Annotated in this window: 13 protein-coding genes, 1 tRNA gene and 1 other RNA gene; 9 read left to right on the plus strand and 6 right to left on the minus strand. The window is 65.4% G+C overall.

Translation table 11 applies throughout. The annotated features are described in order from the left end of the window. Positions 1-6: 6 nt before the first annotated feature. Positions 7-103, minus strand: an RNA gene (gene ffs, locus ASPU41_RS08445) — signal recognition particle sRNA small type. Positions 104-338: 235 nt separating this feature from the next. On the opposite strand from ffs, the gene ASPU41_RS08450 reads away from it, so the two are divergent. Beyond that, positions 339-423 (plus strand) — tRNA-Ser (locus ASPU41_RS08450). 16 nt (positions 424-439) lie between these two features. Here ASPU41_RS08450 and ASPU41_RS08455 read toward each other — a convergent pair. Together ASPU41_RS08455 and ASPU41_RS08460 are read right to left on the minus strand one after the other, a co-directional pair. Then, the gene (locus ASPU41_RS08455; protein ID WP_069950548.1) at positions 440-919 is read right to left on the minus strand and encodes a hypothetical protein; all 480 of its coding nucleotides are present in this window, start codon (positions 917-919) and stop codon (positions 440-442) included. A 218-nt stretch (positions 920-1,137) separates the two neighbouring features. Further along, positions 1,138-2,049 carry an oxygenase MpaB family protein gene (locus ASPU41_RS08460; protein WP_069950549.1) on the minus strand — a complete coding sequence of 304 codons (912 nt, stop codon included), beginning with the start codon at positions 2,047-2,049 and terminating at the stop codon, positions 1,138-1,140. A gap of 329 nt (positions 2,050-2,378) precedes the next feature. Here ASPU41_RS08460 and ASPU41_RS08465 point away from each other — a divergent pair, with 329 nt between their 5' ends. The 4 genes from ASPU41_RS08465 to ASPU41_RS08480 all read left to right on the plus strand — a co-directional run bounded on the left by ASPU41_RS08465 (position 2,379) and on the right by ASPU41_RS08480 (position 6,913). Continuing rightward, entirely contained in the window at positions 2,379-3,752 is a 1,374-nt protein-coding gene (locus ASPU41_RS08465; RefSeq protein WP_231941220.1) for a M23 family metallopeptidase, read from the plus strand. Between the two features lie 109 nt (positions 3,753-3,861). Continuing rightward, entirely contained in the window at positions 3,862-4,344 is a 483-nt protein-coding gene (locus ASPU41_RS08470; protein ID WP_069950550.1) for a glutathione peroxidase, read from the plus strand. 223 nt (positions 4,345-4,567) lie between these two features. Next, positions 4,568-5,779: a formaldehyde dehydrogenase, glutathione-independent gene (gene fdhA / locus ASPU41_RS08475; protein WP_069950551.1), complete on the plus strand. Its 1,212-nt coding sequence runs from the start codon at positions 4,568-4,570 to the stop codon at positions 5,777-5,779. Between the two features lie 195 nt (positions 5,780-5,974). Next, the gene (locus ASPU41_RS08480) at positions 5,975-6,913 is read left to right on the plus strand and encodes a phosphodiesterase (protein ID WP_069950552.1); all 939 of its coding nucleotides are present in this window, start codon (positions 5,975-5,977) and stop codon (positions 6,911-6,913) included. A 22-nt stretch (positions 6,914-6,935) separates the two neighbouring features. On the opposite strand, the gene ASPU41_RS08485 is transcribed toward ASPU41_RS08480, so the two are convergent. Beyond that, positions 6,936-8,570 (minus strand): stealth family protein, encoded by a 1,635-nt coding sequence (locus ASPU41_RS08485; protein WP_197515799.1) that lies wholly within the window; start codon positions 8,568-8,570, stop codon positions 6,936-6,938. Between the two features lie 105 nt (positions 8,571-8,675). Beyond that, positions 8,676-9,590, minus strand: coding sequence for a hypothetical protein (locus tag ASPU41_RS08490; RefSeq protein ID WP_069950553.1), 915 nt, complete (start codon positions 9,588-9,590; stop codon positions 8,676-8,678). A 179-nt stretch (positions 9,591-9,769) separates the two neighbouring features. Between ASPU41_RS08490 and ASPU41_RS08495 the strand changes: the two genes are divergently transcribed. Both ASPU41_RS08495 and ASPU41_RS08500 read left to right on the plus strand, forming a co-directional pair. Next, complete coding sequence (locus tag ASPU41_RS08495; protein ID WP_197515837.1) at positions 9,770-10,069, plus strand: type II toxin-antitoxin system VapB family antitoxin; 300 nt, start codon at positions 9,770-9,772, stop codon at positions 10,067-10,069. Further along, positions 10,062-10,739: a LytR C-terminal domain-containing protein gene (locus ASPU41_RS08500; RefSeq protein ID WP_069950555.1), complete on the plus strand. Its 678-nt coding sequence runs from the start codon at positions 10,062-10,064 to the stop codon at positions 10,737-10,739. The genes ASPU41_RS08495 and ASPU41_RS08500 overlap by 8 nt, the downstream gene beginning before the upstream one ends. A 35-nt stretch (positions 10,740-10,774) precedes the next feature. On the opposite strand, the gene ASPU41_RS08505 is transcribed toward ASPU41_RS08500, so the two are convergent. Then, positions 10,775-11,413: a TetR/AcrR family transcriptional regulator gene (locus ASPU41_RS08505; RefSeq protein WP_069950556.1), complete on the minus strand. Its 639-nt coding sequence runs from the start codon at positions 11,411-11,413 to the stop codon at positions 10,775-10,777. A gap of 163 nt (positions 11,414-11,576) precedes the next feature. Here ASPU41_RS08505 and ASPU41_RS08510 point away from each other — a divergent pair, with 163 nt between their 5' ends. Together ASPU41_RS08510 and ASPU41_RS08515 are read left to right on the plus strand one after the other, a co-directional pair. Beyond that, complete coding sequence (locus tag ASPU41_RS08510) at positions 11,577-12,695, plus strand: glycosyltransferase family 4 protein (protein WP_069950557.1); 1,119 nt, start codon at positions 11,577-11,579, stop codon at positions 12,693-12,695. A 15-nt stretch (positions 12,696-12,710) separates the two neighbouring features. Next, a complete protein-coding gene (locus tag ASPU41_RS08515) occupies positions 12,711-14,858 on the plus strand; it encodes an amylo-alpha-1,6-glucosidase (RefSeq protein ID WP_069950558.1) in 2,148 nt (715 codons plus the stop codon). Positions 14,859-14,874 lie beyond the last annotated feature (16 nt).

Consider the following 14,874-nt stretch of genomic DNA (forward strand, 5'->3'; position numbering starts at 1 on the left):
ACAGACATAAAAGACCCCTCATGCACCCGCCAGAGCCCATTTACCCTTGCTACCTTCCGGTCCTGGGGGAGTTCAACAGGATGACGCCACATGAGGGGCCGTCAGCAAGTTTACCCGACGTTTGAGTGTGCCCCGAATCGTGCGCCCGGTGCCGCGAAATACCGCGGGACATGCCCATTTTTCGCGGCGGGGAGCGGGCGTGTTGGGACTATGTCCACTGCCCGCGGTCAGGGCGGGGCATGTCCCGCGGCGAGGGGCCCGCTGGGGGTCGAGGGGCCAATTGGGCGATGCCGGGAAATTCAGGTAGTCTAGTATCTGCTTTTGATTCAGAAGCTACTGGAGAATTCGCCTAGCGGCCTATGGCGCACGCCTGGAACGCGTGTTGGGTTAACGCCCTCGGGGGTTCAAATCCCCCATTCTCCGCGGTTGGCCCCGGTCCCTAGGACCGGGGCCTTTTTGCGTCACGAGGTGTATTCCTCGGGCTCACCGGCGGGCTATGAAACAAGGAACAGCCCCGAGCGCGCCGGCTCATGCCGCCGGCGGGACGGCCCGCATCGCCGGTGTGGGACGCTTCCCCGGCCGAGGTGCTGCTTCGCCTCCTCGGCGGGGGTGAAGGCCACAAACTCGCTTCCGGCAAACACGATCGGCGTGTGCCCGGTTCGATGATGAACGCGTCACCGGCCTCGAAGATCTCCTCGACCCCGTCGGCTCTCCGGACGCCGAACTTCCCCTTGAGTACGTAGCCCAGGTGGTTCGCCTGGCACTGATCGTTCGGCGCACCCTTGAAGAACGGCGCCTGGTCCATGTCGACGAGGTTGCTTTCCCAGCTGACATTCCAGTCGCCGATCTCCTGCTCGTCAGCGTCCACATAGCCGGGGAACGATGGGTAAGACGAGGCGGCCTTCGATACCTTAGTCATTTCTTCTCCTGACAAGCGCGCCTCGTGCCGGGTCCGGTGTGCCTCGGCCATCCTTCACTGTCCTGTCCACGCTAGGTATCCCTGTACCGCGCTCCCAGAGGTCTAGGTCCCGTGAGAAGTGATGGCGCAGCGTCGCCACCGATACCGCAAGCCCGCCATCACGTGCAGCTCGGGGGCGGCCCTGCATGCAGCCCTGATCCGGCACGCCGGTGAGGAGACTAGCCCTGGTAGCCCAGCCTGCGGAGCCGGTCCCGTGCGGCCTGCTCGCTGGGACCCACCCGGCCCAGGGCCAGATGGACGACGGCGAGCGTCACTTTCGTGGCCAGCCGCACCGGCAGCGGAATAGGGCCAAGCCGTGCGGTCCGGAGGCCCAGCAGCTCACGGTATTTGGGCTCCAGGCTCGCCACGGCCGCCGCGAACAGGACCCGGTAGCCCGGCCTGAGCGCGGGATGGAGCGGCGGATTGCGGATGAACGCCACCGTCTCGGCGACCTTTTCGTCGGAACGGAGCTCCCCGGCGTCGTACCAGTGGTCCAACTGCCGGCGCATGGCCTCCTCGCTGAGCGGCGGGGACTCCACCCCCATCAGCTCCCCTGCCTGTGCCCACTCACGCACGTAGGCATCGGGACCACCCGGAATCGGCCTGCCCCAGATCTTGTGTGCCGAAAGGAACGCATCGGTGAAGGCGATATGCACCCAGCGGAGCAGCTCCGGATCGTTGGCCGCGTAGTTCCGGGCGATGCCGTGGCCGTCCACGTACTCACCGCGCACCGACTCATGCAGCCTCAGCACCCAGCCGGACGCCGCCCGGGCCGCGTCGGTTGAACCGTAGGAAACCGTGAAGATCCAGCGGATCGTACCGGCAAGCCGACCGAGGGGATCCTCGCGGAAGCGGGAGTGGTCGTGGACCCCGGCCAGCGCGCCGGGGTGGAGCGCCTGCATCAGCAGAGCCCGGATGCCCGCCACGATCGTTGGCATGTCCCCATGGACGGTCCAGACGGCCGAGCCCGGCAAGTGGTAGCCAGGATCGTCGCCGTCCGCCAGACGCGGCACCCACTCGGGCGCGGCTTCCCGTGTCCCGGTGAAGGTCTGCTTGAGTTCTGCCTGCAATTCCTTGGCGAGGTTGCGCATACTCCATTCTCGCGCACCTCTGCTGGGCCCGGATACTTGGCCCAATACCTCGTACTACTGGGCCACCACCTGAGTTTGAAAGGGGGTAGCTTTTACCGTTCCCACGGCCATCCGATTGTGGTCACATAAGAACGTGAGTCCGCGCTATTGGGGACTGGCGAACGGGATTCGGGAGTCACATCGTGGGAAAACACTGGGGAAACTCATCGAGTGAGCAAGCAATTAGAGCGCGCATCATTGCTGTGCGCTGTCTGTCCGGCGGCTTTTGCCTCTCTCTGGCAGTCCTTACCTTTGGGGCCCAGGGATTGTCGGGCAGCGGCGCCCCTGTTTTGCCGTCCCCCTCACTTGCCTCCGGCGTCGTGGGGCCGGGCACGTTGAATCCGGGCACCGCGGGCAGCCTCGCCGTTCAAGGCCTTGGGGTCTCGCCTGCGGCAGGTTTCACCACGGACGCGCAGGCGCTGGTCGCTTACAGCCGGTCGACGGTTGAGACGACCTCCAGGGACGGGGTTCCCGGGGAACTCAATGTTGCTTCTGCCGGACTCAAGCGGCCGGCAGAGGGCTTCCTCATGGCTCCACTGGAATCACTTCAAGAATCATCGTCCTTCGGGTTGCGGACCAGCCCCATCACGGGGTCATCGGGGGAGTTCCACTGGGGCCAGGACTTCGCCGCCGCCTGTGGCACCCGGGTGTATTCGGCCGACGCCGGAGTCGTGCGGGCCGTTGGCTGGCACCCGTGGGGTGGCGGAAACCGTGTGGAAATCGACCACGGCAACGGGCTCATCACCACCTACAACCATCTAGAGGCGATCGCTGTCAAGAAGGGCGACTCTGTGCGGGTCGGCGAGGTCATCGCCCGGGTCGGCACGACCGGATCCTCCACTGGCTGCCACCTGCATTTTGAGACCATCCTGAACGGATCCCACAAGAATCCGCATGACTGGGTCCTTATTCCGATCGTTCAGACCGACCAGCTGGGCGCCATCGAAATGGCCAGCTACGTGCCCGACGCCGGCCTCCCGTCCAATACATCCCTTGGCTGGGCTATCCCGGCGTCCGACGACGGGCGGCACGAAGTCACCGGCGGCGCCCAGGAAGCGCGCGTCGCCGCCGTGCCCAGAACGCCGTACTTCACTTCCGCCGCAGCCACGCCCACCCCGTCCATCTGGGACGCGCTGTCGCCGACGAGGACGAGGTCAGGTACCCCGACGCTTGAGTCCACCCAGTCACCGAGCGGGTCGCCGAGTGAGTCCACCACAGTGGCTGACTCCCCGACCTCGAGCGGCACACCGCTTTCTTCGGAGCCCGGCACCACAGCGCCGCCACCACCGGAATCGCCGACGCCGACTCCGTCGCCTGAGCCCACCGCGCCGCCGTTGCCGCCGCCGACCGAGGAACCGGCACCGCCCGTCGTTGAGCCCGAGCCGGCGCCGCCGCCCGTGGTTGTGGAGCCCGCCCCGGCGCCGCCGCCCGTCGTTGAGCCCGAGCCGGCGCCGCCGCCCGTCGTTGAGCCCGAGCCGGCGCCGCCGCCCGTGGTTGTGGAGCCCGCCCCGGCGCCGCCGCCCGTGGTTGTGGAGCCCGCCCCGGCACCGGAGCCCACGTCGGCCCCTGCGCCGGCACCCACGTCGGAACCTGCGCCGCCGGCGCCCACGGAGTCCGCTGAACCCTCGGCAACCACGGACCCGTCACTGACTCCCGGCCCATAGCGGGCACAAACCCATACCCGCGCGCGTTGGTATCGAATGACTGTCGTGGCCAATTTCGGGACACCGTTCCGGACACGATCGTCAGTACCGACTTCGCAAGGAATCCTCCATGACCCCTCTCCACAGCATTCCCCTCACCCTCATCGACGGTACTGTCACCGACTTTGGCCGCTTCAAGGGGGGGGTGCTGGTGGTGAACGTTGCGTCGCAGTGCGGGTTCACGCCGCAGTACGCAGGACTCGAGGCGCTCCACAACAAGTTCCGCGGGCAAGGCTTCCAGGTGCTCGGCGTCCCCTGCAACCAGTTCGCGGGCCAGGAGCCCGCGGCCGACTCCGAGATCGCTGAATTCTGCGAACGGAACTTCGGCGTCACTTTCCCGCTCACCACCAAAGCCGACGTCCGCGGCAAAAGCCAGCATCCGCTCTATGCCGAGCTCACCAAATTCAAGAATGGCTTCCTGCCGGGACTGGTGAAATGGAACTTCGAAAAGTTCCTGGTCAGCCGGGAGGGCGAGGTGGTGGCCCGTTTCGCCCCCACCGTGGAACCCGACTCGCCGGAGGTCATCGAGGCGGTTCAGGCCGCAGTCAGTTGAGAGTCGACTTTCCGGCTACAAGGGGACAAGGGCCCCTATCCCTAAGCATGCTTACCGCCTTAGACTGGCCGGACCTTCCAAGTAAACCGGGCGCACCCACCGGGCGGATGCCTGTGCGTGCGTTGGCTGTGCAGCCGACGGGCCCGGGGAGGGTTTATCAGCACGCTTCGTGAATCACAACTGGACACTCAAATTGGGGGTCCGTGAAACCAGGAGGAAAGTGATGACAGGGAACAAAGCCGTTGCCTACAAGGGGCCGGGCAAGGTCGAACTGATCGACATTGACTACCCCAGCTTCGAACTCAAAGACGGCCCGGGGGTCAACCCCGCCAACGTGGGCCGCTCGGTGCGCCATGGCGTAATCCTCAAAACCGTTGCCACGAACATTTGCGGATCTGACCAGCACATGGTCCGGGGCCGCACCACAGCCCCCACGGATCTCGTTCTCGGCCACGAGATCACCGGCGAAGTCGTGGAAGTCGGACCCGACGTCGAGTTCATCAAGGTGGGGGACATCTGCTCCGTCCCCTTCAACATCGCCTGCGGGCGCTGCCGCAACTGCAAGGAGCGCAAGACCGGCATCTGCCTCAACGTCAACCCTGACCGCCCGGGCAGCGCCTACGGCTACGTGGACATGGGCGGCTGGGTCGGAGGCCAGGCCAACTACGTTCTGGTCCCCTACGCGGACTGGAACCTGCTGAAGTTCCCGGACAGGGACCAGGCCCTTGAGAAGATGATGGACCTGACGATGTTGTCGGATATCTTCCCGACCGGCTTCCACGGCGCCGTCAGCGCCGGCGTTGGAGTCGGCTCCACCGTCTACATCGCGGGTGCCGGTCCTGTCGGACTCGCCGCAGCCACCAGCGCGCACCTGCTGGGTGCCGCCGTCGTGATTGTGGGGGACCTGAACGCAGACCGTCTGGCACAGGCGCGCACCTTCGGCTGTGAAACCGTTGATCTGACCGAGGGCGGGCCTGCCGAGCAGATCGAACAGATCCTGGGTGTTCCGGAAGTTGACTGCGGCGTCGACGCAGTGGGCTTCGAAGCCAGGGGGCACGGCCACGACGCCAAGGAGGCGCCGGCAACGGTGCTCAACTCGCTGATGGAGATCACCGCCGCCGGCGGCGCGCTGGGTATTCCGGGACTCTACGTCACCGGGGATCCGGGCGGCGTGGACGAGGCGGCCAAGAAGGGCGCGCTCTCGATCAGCCTCGGCACCGGTTGGGCCAAGTCACTGAGCTTCACCACCGGACAGTGTCCGGTGATGAAGTACAACCGCCAGCTGATGATGGCGATTCTGCATGACAAGGTTCATATCGCCAAGAACGTCAACGCGAAGGCGATCACGCTCGAGGACGCTCCCAAGGGTTACGCGGAGTTCGACGCCGGCGCGGCCACGAAGTACGTGCTGAACCCGAACGGCTACCTGAGCTAGATGCCAGGTACCTGAGTAAGCGCGGTCCGGCGGACACATACCGGGGCAGGTATGTGTCCGCCGGATTACCCGTTGTTGCCTATTTTCAAACATGCCTACTGGAGTTTGCGCATTGTTGGCCGAATGTCTGGTTGGATAGACATTACTGAGAGGGACGCTGGCGGCAACATCCGCCACCCAACCAGGAAGGTAGCAATGGAGCTCATCGAGGCCGAGCACCCCCGGCCGCGTCATTTTCTACTCCATCTGAGTGACCCCCACCTGTTGGGAGGTTCAGCACCCTTGCATGGTGTGGTCGATAGCGACGCTCTGCTCCAACAACTCTTTGACGAAGTGCGCGCTTCCGGCGCGCGCCCCGAAGCCGTCATTTTCACCGGCGACCTGGCGGACCGGGGCGAACCCGAGGCTTACGCCAAGTTGCGGGCCATCGTCGACCCCGCCTGCAAGGCCATGGGTGCGAAAGTCATCTGGGCCATGGGCAACCACGACAACCGCGCCCACTTCCGCGCAGGCCTGCTGGACGAGCCAGCCGACGATGCCCCCGTGGACCACAGCTATTACATCAACGGGCTGCGGATTATCACCCTCGACACCTCAGTCCCGGGCTTCCACCACGGCGAGCTAAGCCCGGACCAGCTGGAGTGGCTCGCGGCCGAATTGTCCACCCCCGCACCGGACGGAACAATCCTGGCCCTGCACCACCCGCCGGTGCCTTCGGTCCTGGATCTCGCCGTCCTGGTGGAGCTTCGGGACCAGGCGGCACTGGCCGGGGTCCTGCGGAACTCCGACGTCCGGGCCATTCTGGGCGGTCACCTGCACTATTCTACGACGGCGACCTTCGCCGGAATTCCCGTCTCCGTCGCGTCGGCCACCTGCTACACCCAGGACCTCAACGTTGCGGTGGGCGGATCGCGCGGACGCGACGGCGGCCAGGCGTTCAACCTCGTCCACGTCTACGAACACACGATCGTGCACTCCGTGGTTCTGCTCGGCAACACCCCGGGCGTCGGCGAGCTGGTTTCGGCGGAGGAAGCGCAGCGCCGGATCGCGGCGGCGGGGATCCGCATCCCGGACAAGGCCAAGCTCGAAGACCCGGCCAGGACCCCCGGCCGCCGGCTGACCGCCAGCAACTAGCCGTGGCGGCAGCCCGCGCGGCCTACTTTTCCCAGGGAGCCTTGATCGGGTAGTACTTCTCCAGGAAATCCGTCACCAGTGCGGCTCGTTCCTGCGCCGCGACCTCGGGGAAACTTCCGTCATTGAGGCAGAAGAAGTCCATGTTCCGCTTGGCGAGCAGCTTCGGCAGGTAGTTCAGGCCCGCCCTGGCCGTAGTATCCACATACCGCACCTTCGCCGCCGTCTGGGTGACAGCCCGGCCGGTCAGTAGCGCGTAGTAATGGTAGAACGAGTTGGTCACCGAAATGTTGTCGGCCGCGCGGAAGGTGCTCGCCGCCGTCTTGGCGAATTCCGCCGGGAATTCCTGCTCCATCGTGGCCACCACGCTGCGCCGCAGCGGCGCAGCCGTGTGTTCCAGGTGCCGGGTGGTGATCCGGCCAAAGCGGTTCCAAAGCAGCTTTCGATTCACCCGGGCAGCGTTCTCGAAGCCGCTGCGCTCGGCGTCGTTGTCCCCGAGCCCGATCCGGGTTTCCGCCTCGATGAACTTCGTGATGCCGCCGGGCGTGAAGAACATGTCCGGCCCGACGGCGCGGCCGAAGAACATGTCGTCATTCGAGTACAGGAAGTGCTCGGACAGGCCCTCGATGTGGTGGAGCTGGCACTCCACCGCCTGCGAGTTGTGGGTGGGCAGCACGGAGGGGTCCGCGAAGAACTCCTCGCTGCGGACAATCGTCACGCCCGGATGATCAGCCAGCCAGGAGGGTGCGGGGGAGTCCGTGGCGATGAAGATCCGGCGGATCCAGGGGGCGAACATGTACACCGAACGCAGCGCGTACTTGAGCTCGTCGATCTGGCGGAAGCGGGCTTCATGGTCGTCGCCTTCACCCACCACGACGCCGGCCATCCGCGCGCGCCGCGCCGCGATGTACTCCGGGGAGCTGCCATCCACCCAGGAGAACACGAGGTCGATGTCGAAGCTGATGTCGCTGGCGTGGTCCGCGAACATGTTCTCGATCGTGGGCCAGGAGTGTCCGTAGCGCTCCACCGTGCCGCGGACGGCGTCCTGGGCCAGCAGCGTCCGGCGCGTCAGCGAGTTCTCGATCGGAAGGATCAGTTCGTCGCCTTCGAAGCTCCACAGTTCCAGCTGCACTCCGGCCGAAGCGCCGAACTCAAAGCCGCCCTCCGGCTCGACCCGTGGACGGTACAGCCGGAAGATCCGGGCCTGCCGGTTGGGGGAGAGCTCCCCGTCGGCGACCAGCACCGAGGACTTCTTTTTGGCGTCGACGCTCATCGAGTAGAAGGGCTCGTCGTGACACGCCTCCACGAGGGCATCGCGAAGTTCCTTGCGGTCCTTCCAGTCCACGGCAATGACCGGCCGGTGGTTGTTGCCGCGGACCAGCAGGTAGTCGAGGCCGGCGCCGTCAAGCACCGATCGGATGAACATCAAATCCTCAACCATCGCCTGGTATGGCGTCCGGTTCTCATTGATCAGTCCGTACCGGCCGCGCCGGCGCACAACGTCCTGGCGGGTCCGGAATCTCGCCACGGCAGCCGCGGAGGTGACCTCATCATGGGCGTCTACCGATGCCTGGCTGCCGTAGTAGATCTCGTCCTGGACCAATGCGTCTGTAATGTTGATTCTCCGTGATTGTTTGCGTGAATGTGTCCCTACTTGCATGATAACGTCCGCCCCAAAATCGCCCCAAAATTCCGCGGCCGAAACGCCGCCGGGGCGGGCCGCGAAAGCCCAACCCTCCCCACTCCCGGGCCAGTGGCCCCCGGATCAGCCCAGGAGCGCCGAGCGCCAGCTGCGCAGGAACGCCGCACCGGCGTCGTCGTGGATAACGTCCTCGCCCAGCCCCAGATCCGCCGCGGTGAGCACCTCGTACGGTTTCACCGGCACCCCGTCGGCGGGCCGGACATCGACGTGTTTCACCGGGTGGTCGTTGTGGTGCAGCCAGTCGGCCATGGCGTAGTCGGTGCGGGAATCGCCCACCGTTCGCCAGGCCTGAGGGGTGACGCCCTGGGCCGCCAGCAGCTCCACGGCCCGGCTTGCGCCGAGGTCCTTGCCAAGCCGGACCGACTCGATATCGGTGGAGATAATGGTCGGATCCACCCGGTAGTCGATCCGGTCATCGGAGTCGGGGGCGTGGTGGTCCAGGCGCACAACTCCAAGTCCGTGCCGGGCCATCAGATCCATCGCATCGGTGTCGAACAGCTGCTGCTCGGCCCGGTAGTCGGAGTTCTCGACGGCGATGTGCTGCTCCACGGAGACCATTGCGAGTTTGGTTTCGTCGAAGAACATGTGGCTGGAGTAGTCCTCGGCCACCAGCCGCCGGACGTCGTCACCGAAGGCCCGCGGGATGGCCAGTTCGTGATCGACGTGGACTGCACCGGGACCCGTGGACGTGTAGCTGAACCAGACAGCGCCCTTCTCGCAGACGGCGTGGATGAGGACACCGGCCGGCATTCCGGCGGCGATCATCGGGTCCATGACCTGTTCACGGATGAAAGCCGCTGAACGGCCGGTGTTGAAGATGACCGGGATCCCCGCCGCGGCCAGCGCCAGCAAATCCGTGATGATCGCCGGCTGTACCGTGCGGGTGACGGGACTCGCCACGGGACCGTCGACGTCGAGCAGCAGTGCCAGCGGAGGAGACGACGGCGGGTGGGATGCTGTGGTCTCGGGAGTTGTCATGACCCTATTCTCCCAGCAGACACGCGTCTTTGCATGTGTTGGGGATCGTGCCGGCGGCGAGGCGCCGATTGTGACAGGCGGGGGCAGGCGGTGTGCCAAATGGTTACCGTTTGGCTACAACCTCCCGGCTCCGGGCGTCGTGGATTCCTTTGGCCGGCCAAGTTCCCTACGCTGGCATGGTGATATTCAAAGCCGTGGGCGAGGGACGCCCGTACCCTGACCATGGTTACAGCACGCCCAAGGACTGGGCGTCACTGCCGCCGCGCCCGGTCCGGCTGGACGATCTGGTGACCACCAAGCGCACGCTTGACCTTGAGGCGCTGCTGGCGGAGGACTCGACCTTCTTCGGCGATCTGTTTCCGCATGTCGTGGAGTACCGCGGCGTCCTGTACCTGGAGGACGGCCTGCACCGCGCTGTCCGTACCGCGCTGCACCAGCGCACAGCGATCCACGCTCGTGTGCTGGTGATCAATGGCTAGAAAGCCGAAGGACCTTACCGTCCTGCATGGGCACCACGTCATCTCAGGATCTGATTTGCGGGCCACCTTCGTGGAGGACGAGCTTCAGGACAATCCCGTCAGGATGCGGCGCCGCATCCTGCACGGTGTTGTCCTGCTGCTGCTCGTCGGGCTGATTGCCGCTGCGGTGGTAGTGGCACTGGCGATCATGAACGGCCAGATCAAGATTCCGACGGCGGAGCGCAGCCAGGCTGCCGCGTCCGTCTGCCCGGAAGCGCGCTACGACTACACTCCGCCGGAGACGATCAACCTCAACGTCTTCAATTCAACGTCCCGACCGGGCCTGGCCCGGTCCGTGGCCGACGAGTTCGCGGCCCGCAAGTTCATTGTGGGGGCCGTTGCCAACACAACATCGAGCTACCGCGGGGTCGCGCTGGTCGTCTCCGGCGCAGCTGGCCAGTCCGCGGCGTTCACTGTGCAGCGCAACGTGCCCGGCTCGGACTATTTCCAGGACGGCAGGACGGATCCGAGCGTGGATGTCATCCTCACCGGGGACTTCAAGGAACTGGCGAAACCGGAACTGGTCGACCAGACCCCGGGCCAACTTAGCTGCCCGCGCGAGGACCGGCGGATTGTGGACGAAACGGAGTGGCCCGTGGCGCCGACGGGGCTGCCCACGCCCGGCAGCTGAGCGCGCCACACCCGGCACCTGAGGCTCCCGTGAGGTCAGGAGTCCAGGCGGCAGGGGCGGCCGTCGACGTCGAACCGCGCCCCGGCACCGAGCTGGACGAACCGCACGGTCCGGGCCAGCCGGGCCTCTGCCTCGGGGTCCCGTCCTGCGCCGTCACCGCGGGCGGCACTGGAGGAAAGGGTGCCGTGGATGAGCTGCGCGAGCTGGTTAATGTCCGCTTCCGGAAGGTAGCCCTGGGAGATCCCGTCCCGCAGGATGCCCTGAAGCAGCACACTGAGCTCCCCGACATGGTCCGCCAGCTTCGCGAACGACGCCGGGGACAGCACGGCCCCCATCGCGGGACCGGGCGGCAGGTGCCGACGGCTGAGGTCCTCGACCTGGGCGCGCACGTAGAGGGCCAGCCGGTCCACCGGGTTCTCCAGCGAGTCCAGGGATTCCCTCAGATCAACCAGGAAACGTTCGGTCTCGTCCAGCGCATACGCGATCAGCAGCTCTTCGATGTCGGCATAGTAGTTGTAGACAGCGGTACGGCCGATCCGGGCGTGCCGTGCGACGTCGGTCATCGTCAGTCCTGGCAGTCCATGGGTGAACAGGAGCTCGCCGAACGCGGTCAGGATACGGTGCTGGGTCTCGGCTCGTTGGGCGGCGTTGCTCGCGGCCGAAATCCTGGGCATACAGACACTTTAGCGCGATCTGTCAGCAAAACCCGGTTTGCCGCTGGGGCTTGTCATCGGCCTCTTACGGGGCGATAGTCGGAAGACAGGTTATGCAGAAGCCTTTTGGAAACCACTCAGGCCAGGTCCGGGACGTGGCCTGTCATCCTTTTGGAGACCAAGCATGCGGATAGGACTTGTTGCAGCACCGTGGATTCCGGTTCCACCTCTCGGATATGGCGGCATAGAGAGGGTTGTTGACTCCCTGGCCCGGGGTTTCATCGAGGCCGGGCACGAGGTGCTGTTGGCCGCACCTTCGGACAGCACCTGTCCGGCGCCTTTGGTGCCGGGAATGCGGCCATCAGAACCGGCTGCACTCGGATGCACGGTCTCAGAGCTCAGCCACGTCATCAGGGCCTATGACGGGCTGGGGGGTGTGGACATCGTCCATGACCATACTCTGGCCGGCCCGCTGTTGGCCCGAAAGTGGGTCAGCGTCCCTGTGGTGACGACCATCCACGGCCTGCTCACCCCCGCGTCGGCTGATTTATACCGTGCCATGGCGGCCAACACGGCCATCATCGGAATCTCGCGTGACCAGACCTCCCACGTGCCCGATGTTCCGGTCACCCGGGTCATTCATCATGGGATAGACGTCGCTTCCGTCCCGATCGGTTCGGGGACGGGCGGATATGTCTGCTTTGTCGGCAGAATGTGTCCGGACAAAGGCGTGCTTGAGGCAATCCACATCGCGCGCGCGGCAGGCATTCCGCTGCGCATTGCGGCCAAGATGCGCGAGCCCCAGGAGATCGAGTACTTCCGCTCCGCCATTGAGCCGATCCTGGGTTCCAACGAGGAGTTCCTTGGCGAGCTGGGGGACCCTGAGAAGTATCGGCTCATGGGTGAAGCGATGGCGTTCCTGAATCCCATCCAATGGTCCGAGCCGTTCGGACTGGTGATGATTGAATCCCTTTCGACAGGCACCCCGGTGGTGGGAACACTGATCGGATCCGCGCCGGAGATCATTGACCACGGCAAAACCGGCTATCTCGGGCCGACTGAACAGCTGCACAGCCTCCTTCCCCTCGCGGCAACGCTGGACAGGGCGCGCTGCAGGGACCGGGCCGTCAAACTGTTCAGCATCGAAAGGATGGTCCGCAACCATCTGGACCTGTTCGAGAAACTCTTAGAAGAGAGTCAGGCGCCGGGGGTTCCGGATGGTTCCAACATGGACCAGAATCGAGTACGGGGAGACGTTATCCGGACGCCGGAGCCGAGCCAGATTTCCACTCGGCGGCCCTGAGGAAGGAGTGCATCCATGACTGCATGGAATGCCGACACGGAAGCCGATATCGCCGGGGCCGACGCTGTAACGGTGGTGGAGGGGTCCTCCTTCTGCATTTCTGCCGTCAGCGGCGACATCAGCCCCGACGGCGGGACCAACGGCGCGTTTTACCAGGACACCCGTATTGTGTCCCGGTGGATTCTTCGCATTAACGGCGCGCTCCGTGAGCCGTTGGTGGCGCAGCGGCCCGACGCCTTCGAGGCCACCTTCGTCGGCCGGGCCACGTGGCCCGGCGGCCGGTTCGACAGCCCGCTCGTGGTCCGTCAGGAACGCCACATCGGACCCGGACTGCGGGACGACGTCACCGTGGAGAACTTTTCCGCGGAGGACGTTGACTGCGACATCGAACTGCTGGTGGACGCGGATCAGGCGGATCTTTTTGATGTAAAGGGTGGACGCCCATCCGAGGACGCCGCCGTTAGCCGGAGCGCCGGGGCTGACGGGCTGTTGGTCGAAGCCGTCCGCGGAGGACAGCGGCGTGGCTCTGCCATCCGCGCGGCGGGCGCCGAGGTCACCATAGACGGACTGCGTTTCCGCGCGACCATTCCGGCAAGAGGCAAATGGTCCACCAGCGTCATTGTTGTCCCACTGATCAACGGCGAGGCTCCCAAGGAACCCTTCACCGAGGCGGGGTTGCCCCGACACCGGGCGGGCGTCCAGCGGCACCTGGCGTGGGAGGAAAACGCCCCCCGCATCTCCGTGGCGGACCACGACGTGGAGGCAACCCTGCGCCGGAGCCAAAGCGATCTGGGATCGCTGCGGATTTTCGACGCCGACAACCCGGGCCGTGCGGCGGTGGCCGCCGGCGCCCCCTGGTTCATGGCGCTGTTCGGCCGGGACTCCCTGCTGTCCTCCTATATGGCGCTCCTGATCGATCCCAACCTGGCTGTCGGTACACTCCAGACCCTGGCGGACATCCAGGGCGCCAAGGAGGATCCGGCCTCGGAGGAACAGCCCGGGCGCATTCCGCACGAAGTACGGCTCGGAGTCACGGCCGGTCTGTCCCTGGGCGGGACTGCATATTACGGCACGGCGGATGCCACACCGCTGTTTGTCAGCCTTCTGGGCGAGCTCGGCCGCTGGGGACTATCGGGTGAGATTATCGATTCGCTGATCCCCAATGCAGACCGCGCCCTGGAGTGGATTGAAAAGTACGGCGACCGCGATGGCGACGGCTTCGTGGAATATCTGCGCCCCAACATCCACGGGCTCCTCAACCAGGGCTGGAAGGATTCCTGGGACGGAATCAACTTCGCGGACGGGCGGATGGCCGAGCCTCCCACGGCCCTGTGCGAGGTCCAGGCCTACGTCTATTCCGCGTACGTGGCACGATCATCGCTGGCCAGAACTGCAGGGGACACCAAGACAGAGCACCACTGGGCCGAGCGCGCAGCCGCCCTGAAGAAGGCGTTCAACGATAAATTCTGGCTGCCGGACAAGGGCTACTTCGCCGTCGCGCTGGACAAGGACAAGAACCCGGTCGATTCCTGCACGTCAAACATGGGCCACTGCCTCTGGACCGGGATAGTCGACGAGGAAAAGGCGCCGTCGGTGGCGGAACGGCTCATGTTGCCCGAGATGTTCACGGGCTGGGGGATCCGGACACTGGCCTCGGACATGGGGGCCTACAACCCGGTCAGTTATCACAATGGGTCGGTTTGGCCCCACGACTCTGCCCTGGTGGCTACCGGCCTGATGCGCTACGGCTTCGTAGATGACGCACAAAGAATCGCAAGCGGCATTCTGGACGCAGCCGCCCATTTCGACGGCCAGTTGCCGGAGCTGTTTTGTGGCTTTGACCGGGCCGAGTTCCACGGCCCGGTGCCCTATCCCACGGCGTGCGCGCCACAGGCGTGGGCCGCGGCAGCACCAATCCAACTGGCCCGCATACTGCTGAGGTTCGATCCGGATTTCACCCGCAATGTCGTGTATCTGGCGCCAATCCTGCCGGAAGAAATGGGCGAATTCAGGGCGGAAAACGTCCTGCTCGGGCGCTCGCGCGTAGCCATCAACGCCGACGGCAGGGAGGGCAGCATCGACGGCCTCCCGCCGGGCCTGAAGCTGCTCAAGGAACCGCGGCCACCCCTTGACGATCGTCTCGGGGGCCAGGCCGGCGACTAGCAGACCTCCTCGGGAT

This window comes from Arthrobacter sp. U41 (assembly GCF_001750145.1).
Lineage (GTDB): Bacteria > Actinomycetota > Actinomycetes > Actinomycetales > Micrococcaceae > Arthrobacter.

Excerpts from the sequence above, each read along its gene's own strand:
- ASPU41_RS08455 (WP_069950548.1), bottom strand. The coding sequence starts at position 919 with ATGACTAAGGTATCGAAGGCCGCCTCGTCTTACCCATCGTTCCCCGGC.
- ASPU41_RS08460 (WP_069950549.1), bottom strand. The coding sequence starts at position 2,049 with ATGCGCAACCTCGCCAAGGAATTGCAGGCAGAACTCAAGCAGACCTTC.
- ASPU41_RS08470 (WP_069950550.1), top strand. The coding sequence starts at position 3,862 with ATGACCCCTCTCCACAGCATTCCCCTCACCCTCATCGACGGTACTGTC.
- fdhA (WP_069950551.1), top strand. The coding sequence starts at position 4,568 with ATGACAGGGAACAAAGCCGTTGCCTACAAGGGGCCGGGCAAGGTCGAA.
- ASPU41_RS08480 (WP_069950552.1), top strand. The coding sequence starts at position 5,975 with ATGGAGCTCATCGAGGCCGAGCACCCCCGGCCGCGTCATTTTCTACTC.
- ASPU41_RS08485 (WP_197515799.1), bottom strand. The coding sequence starts at position 8,570 with ATGCAAGTAGGGACACATTCACGCAAACAATCACGGAGAATCAACATT.
- ASPU41_RS08490 (WP_069950553.1), bottom strand. The coding sequence starts at position 9,590 with ATGACAACTCCCGAGACCACAGCATCCCACCCGCCGTCGTCTCCTCCG.
- ASPU41_RS08500 (WP_069950555.1), top strand. The coding sequence starts at position 10,062 with ATGGCTAGAAAGCCGAAGGACCTTACCGTCCTGCATGGGCACCACGTC.
- ASPU41_RS08505 (WP_069950556.1), bottom strand. The coding sequence starts at position 11,413 with ATGCCCAGGATTTCGGCCGCGAGCAACGCCGCCCAACGAGCCGAGACC.
- ASPU41_RS08510 (WP_069950557.1), top strand. The coding sequence starts at position 11,577 with ATGCGGATAGGACTTGTTGCAGCACCGTGGATTCCGGTTCCACCTCTC.
- ASPU41_RS08515 (WP_069950558.1), top strand. The coding sequence starts at position 12,711 with ATGACTGCATGGAATGCCGACACGGAAGCCGATATCGCCGGGGCCGAC.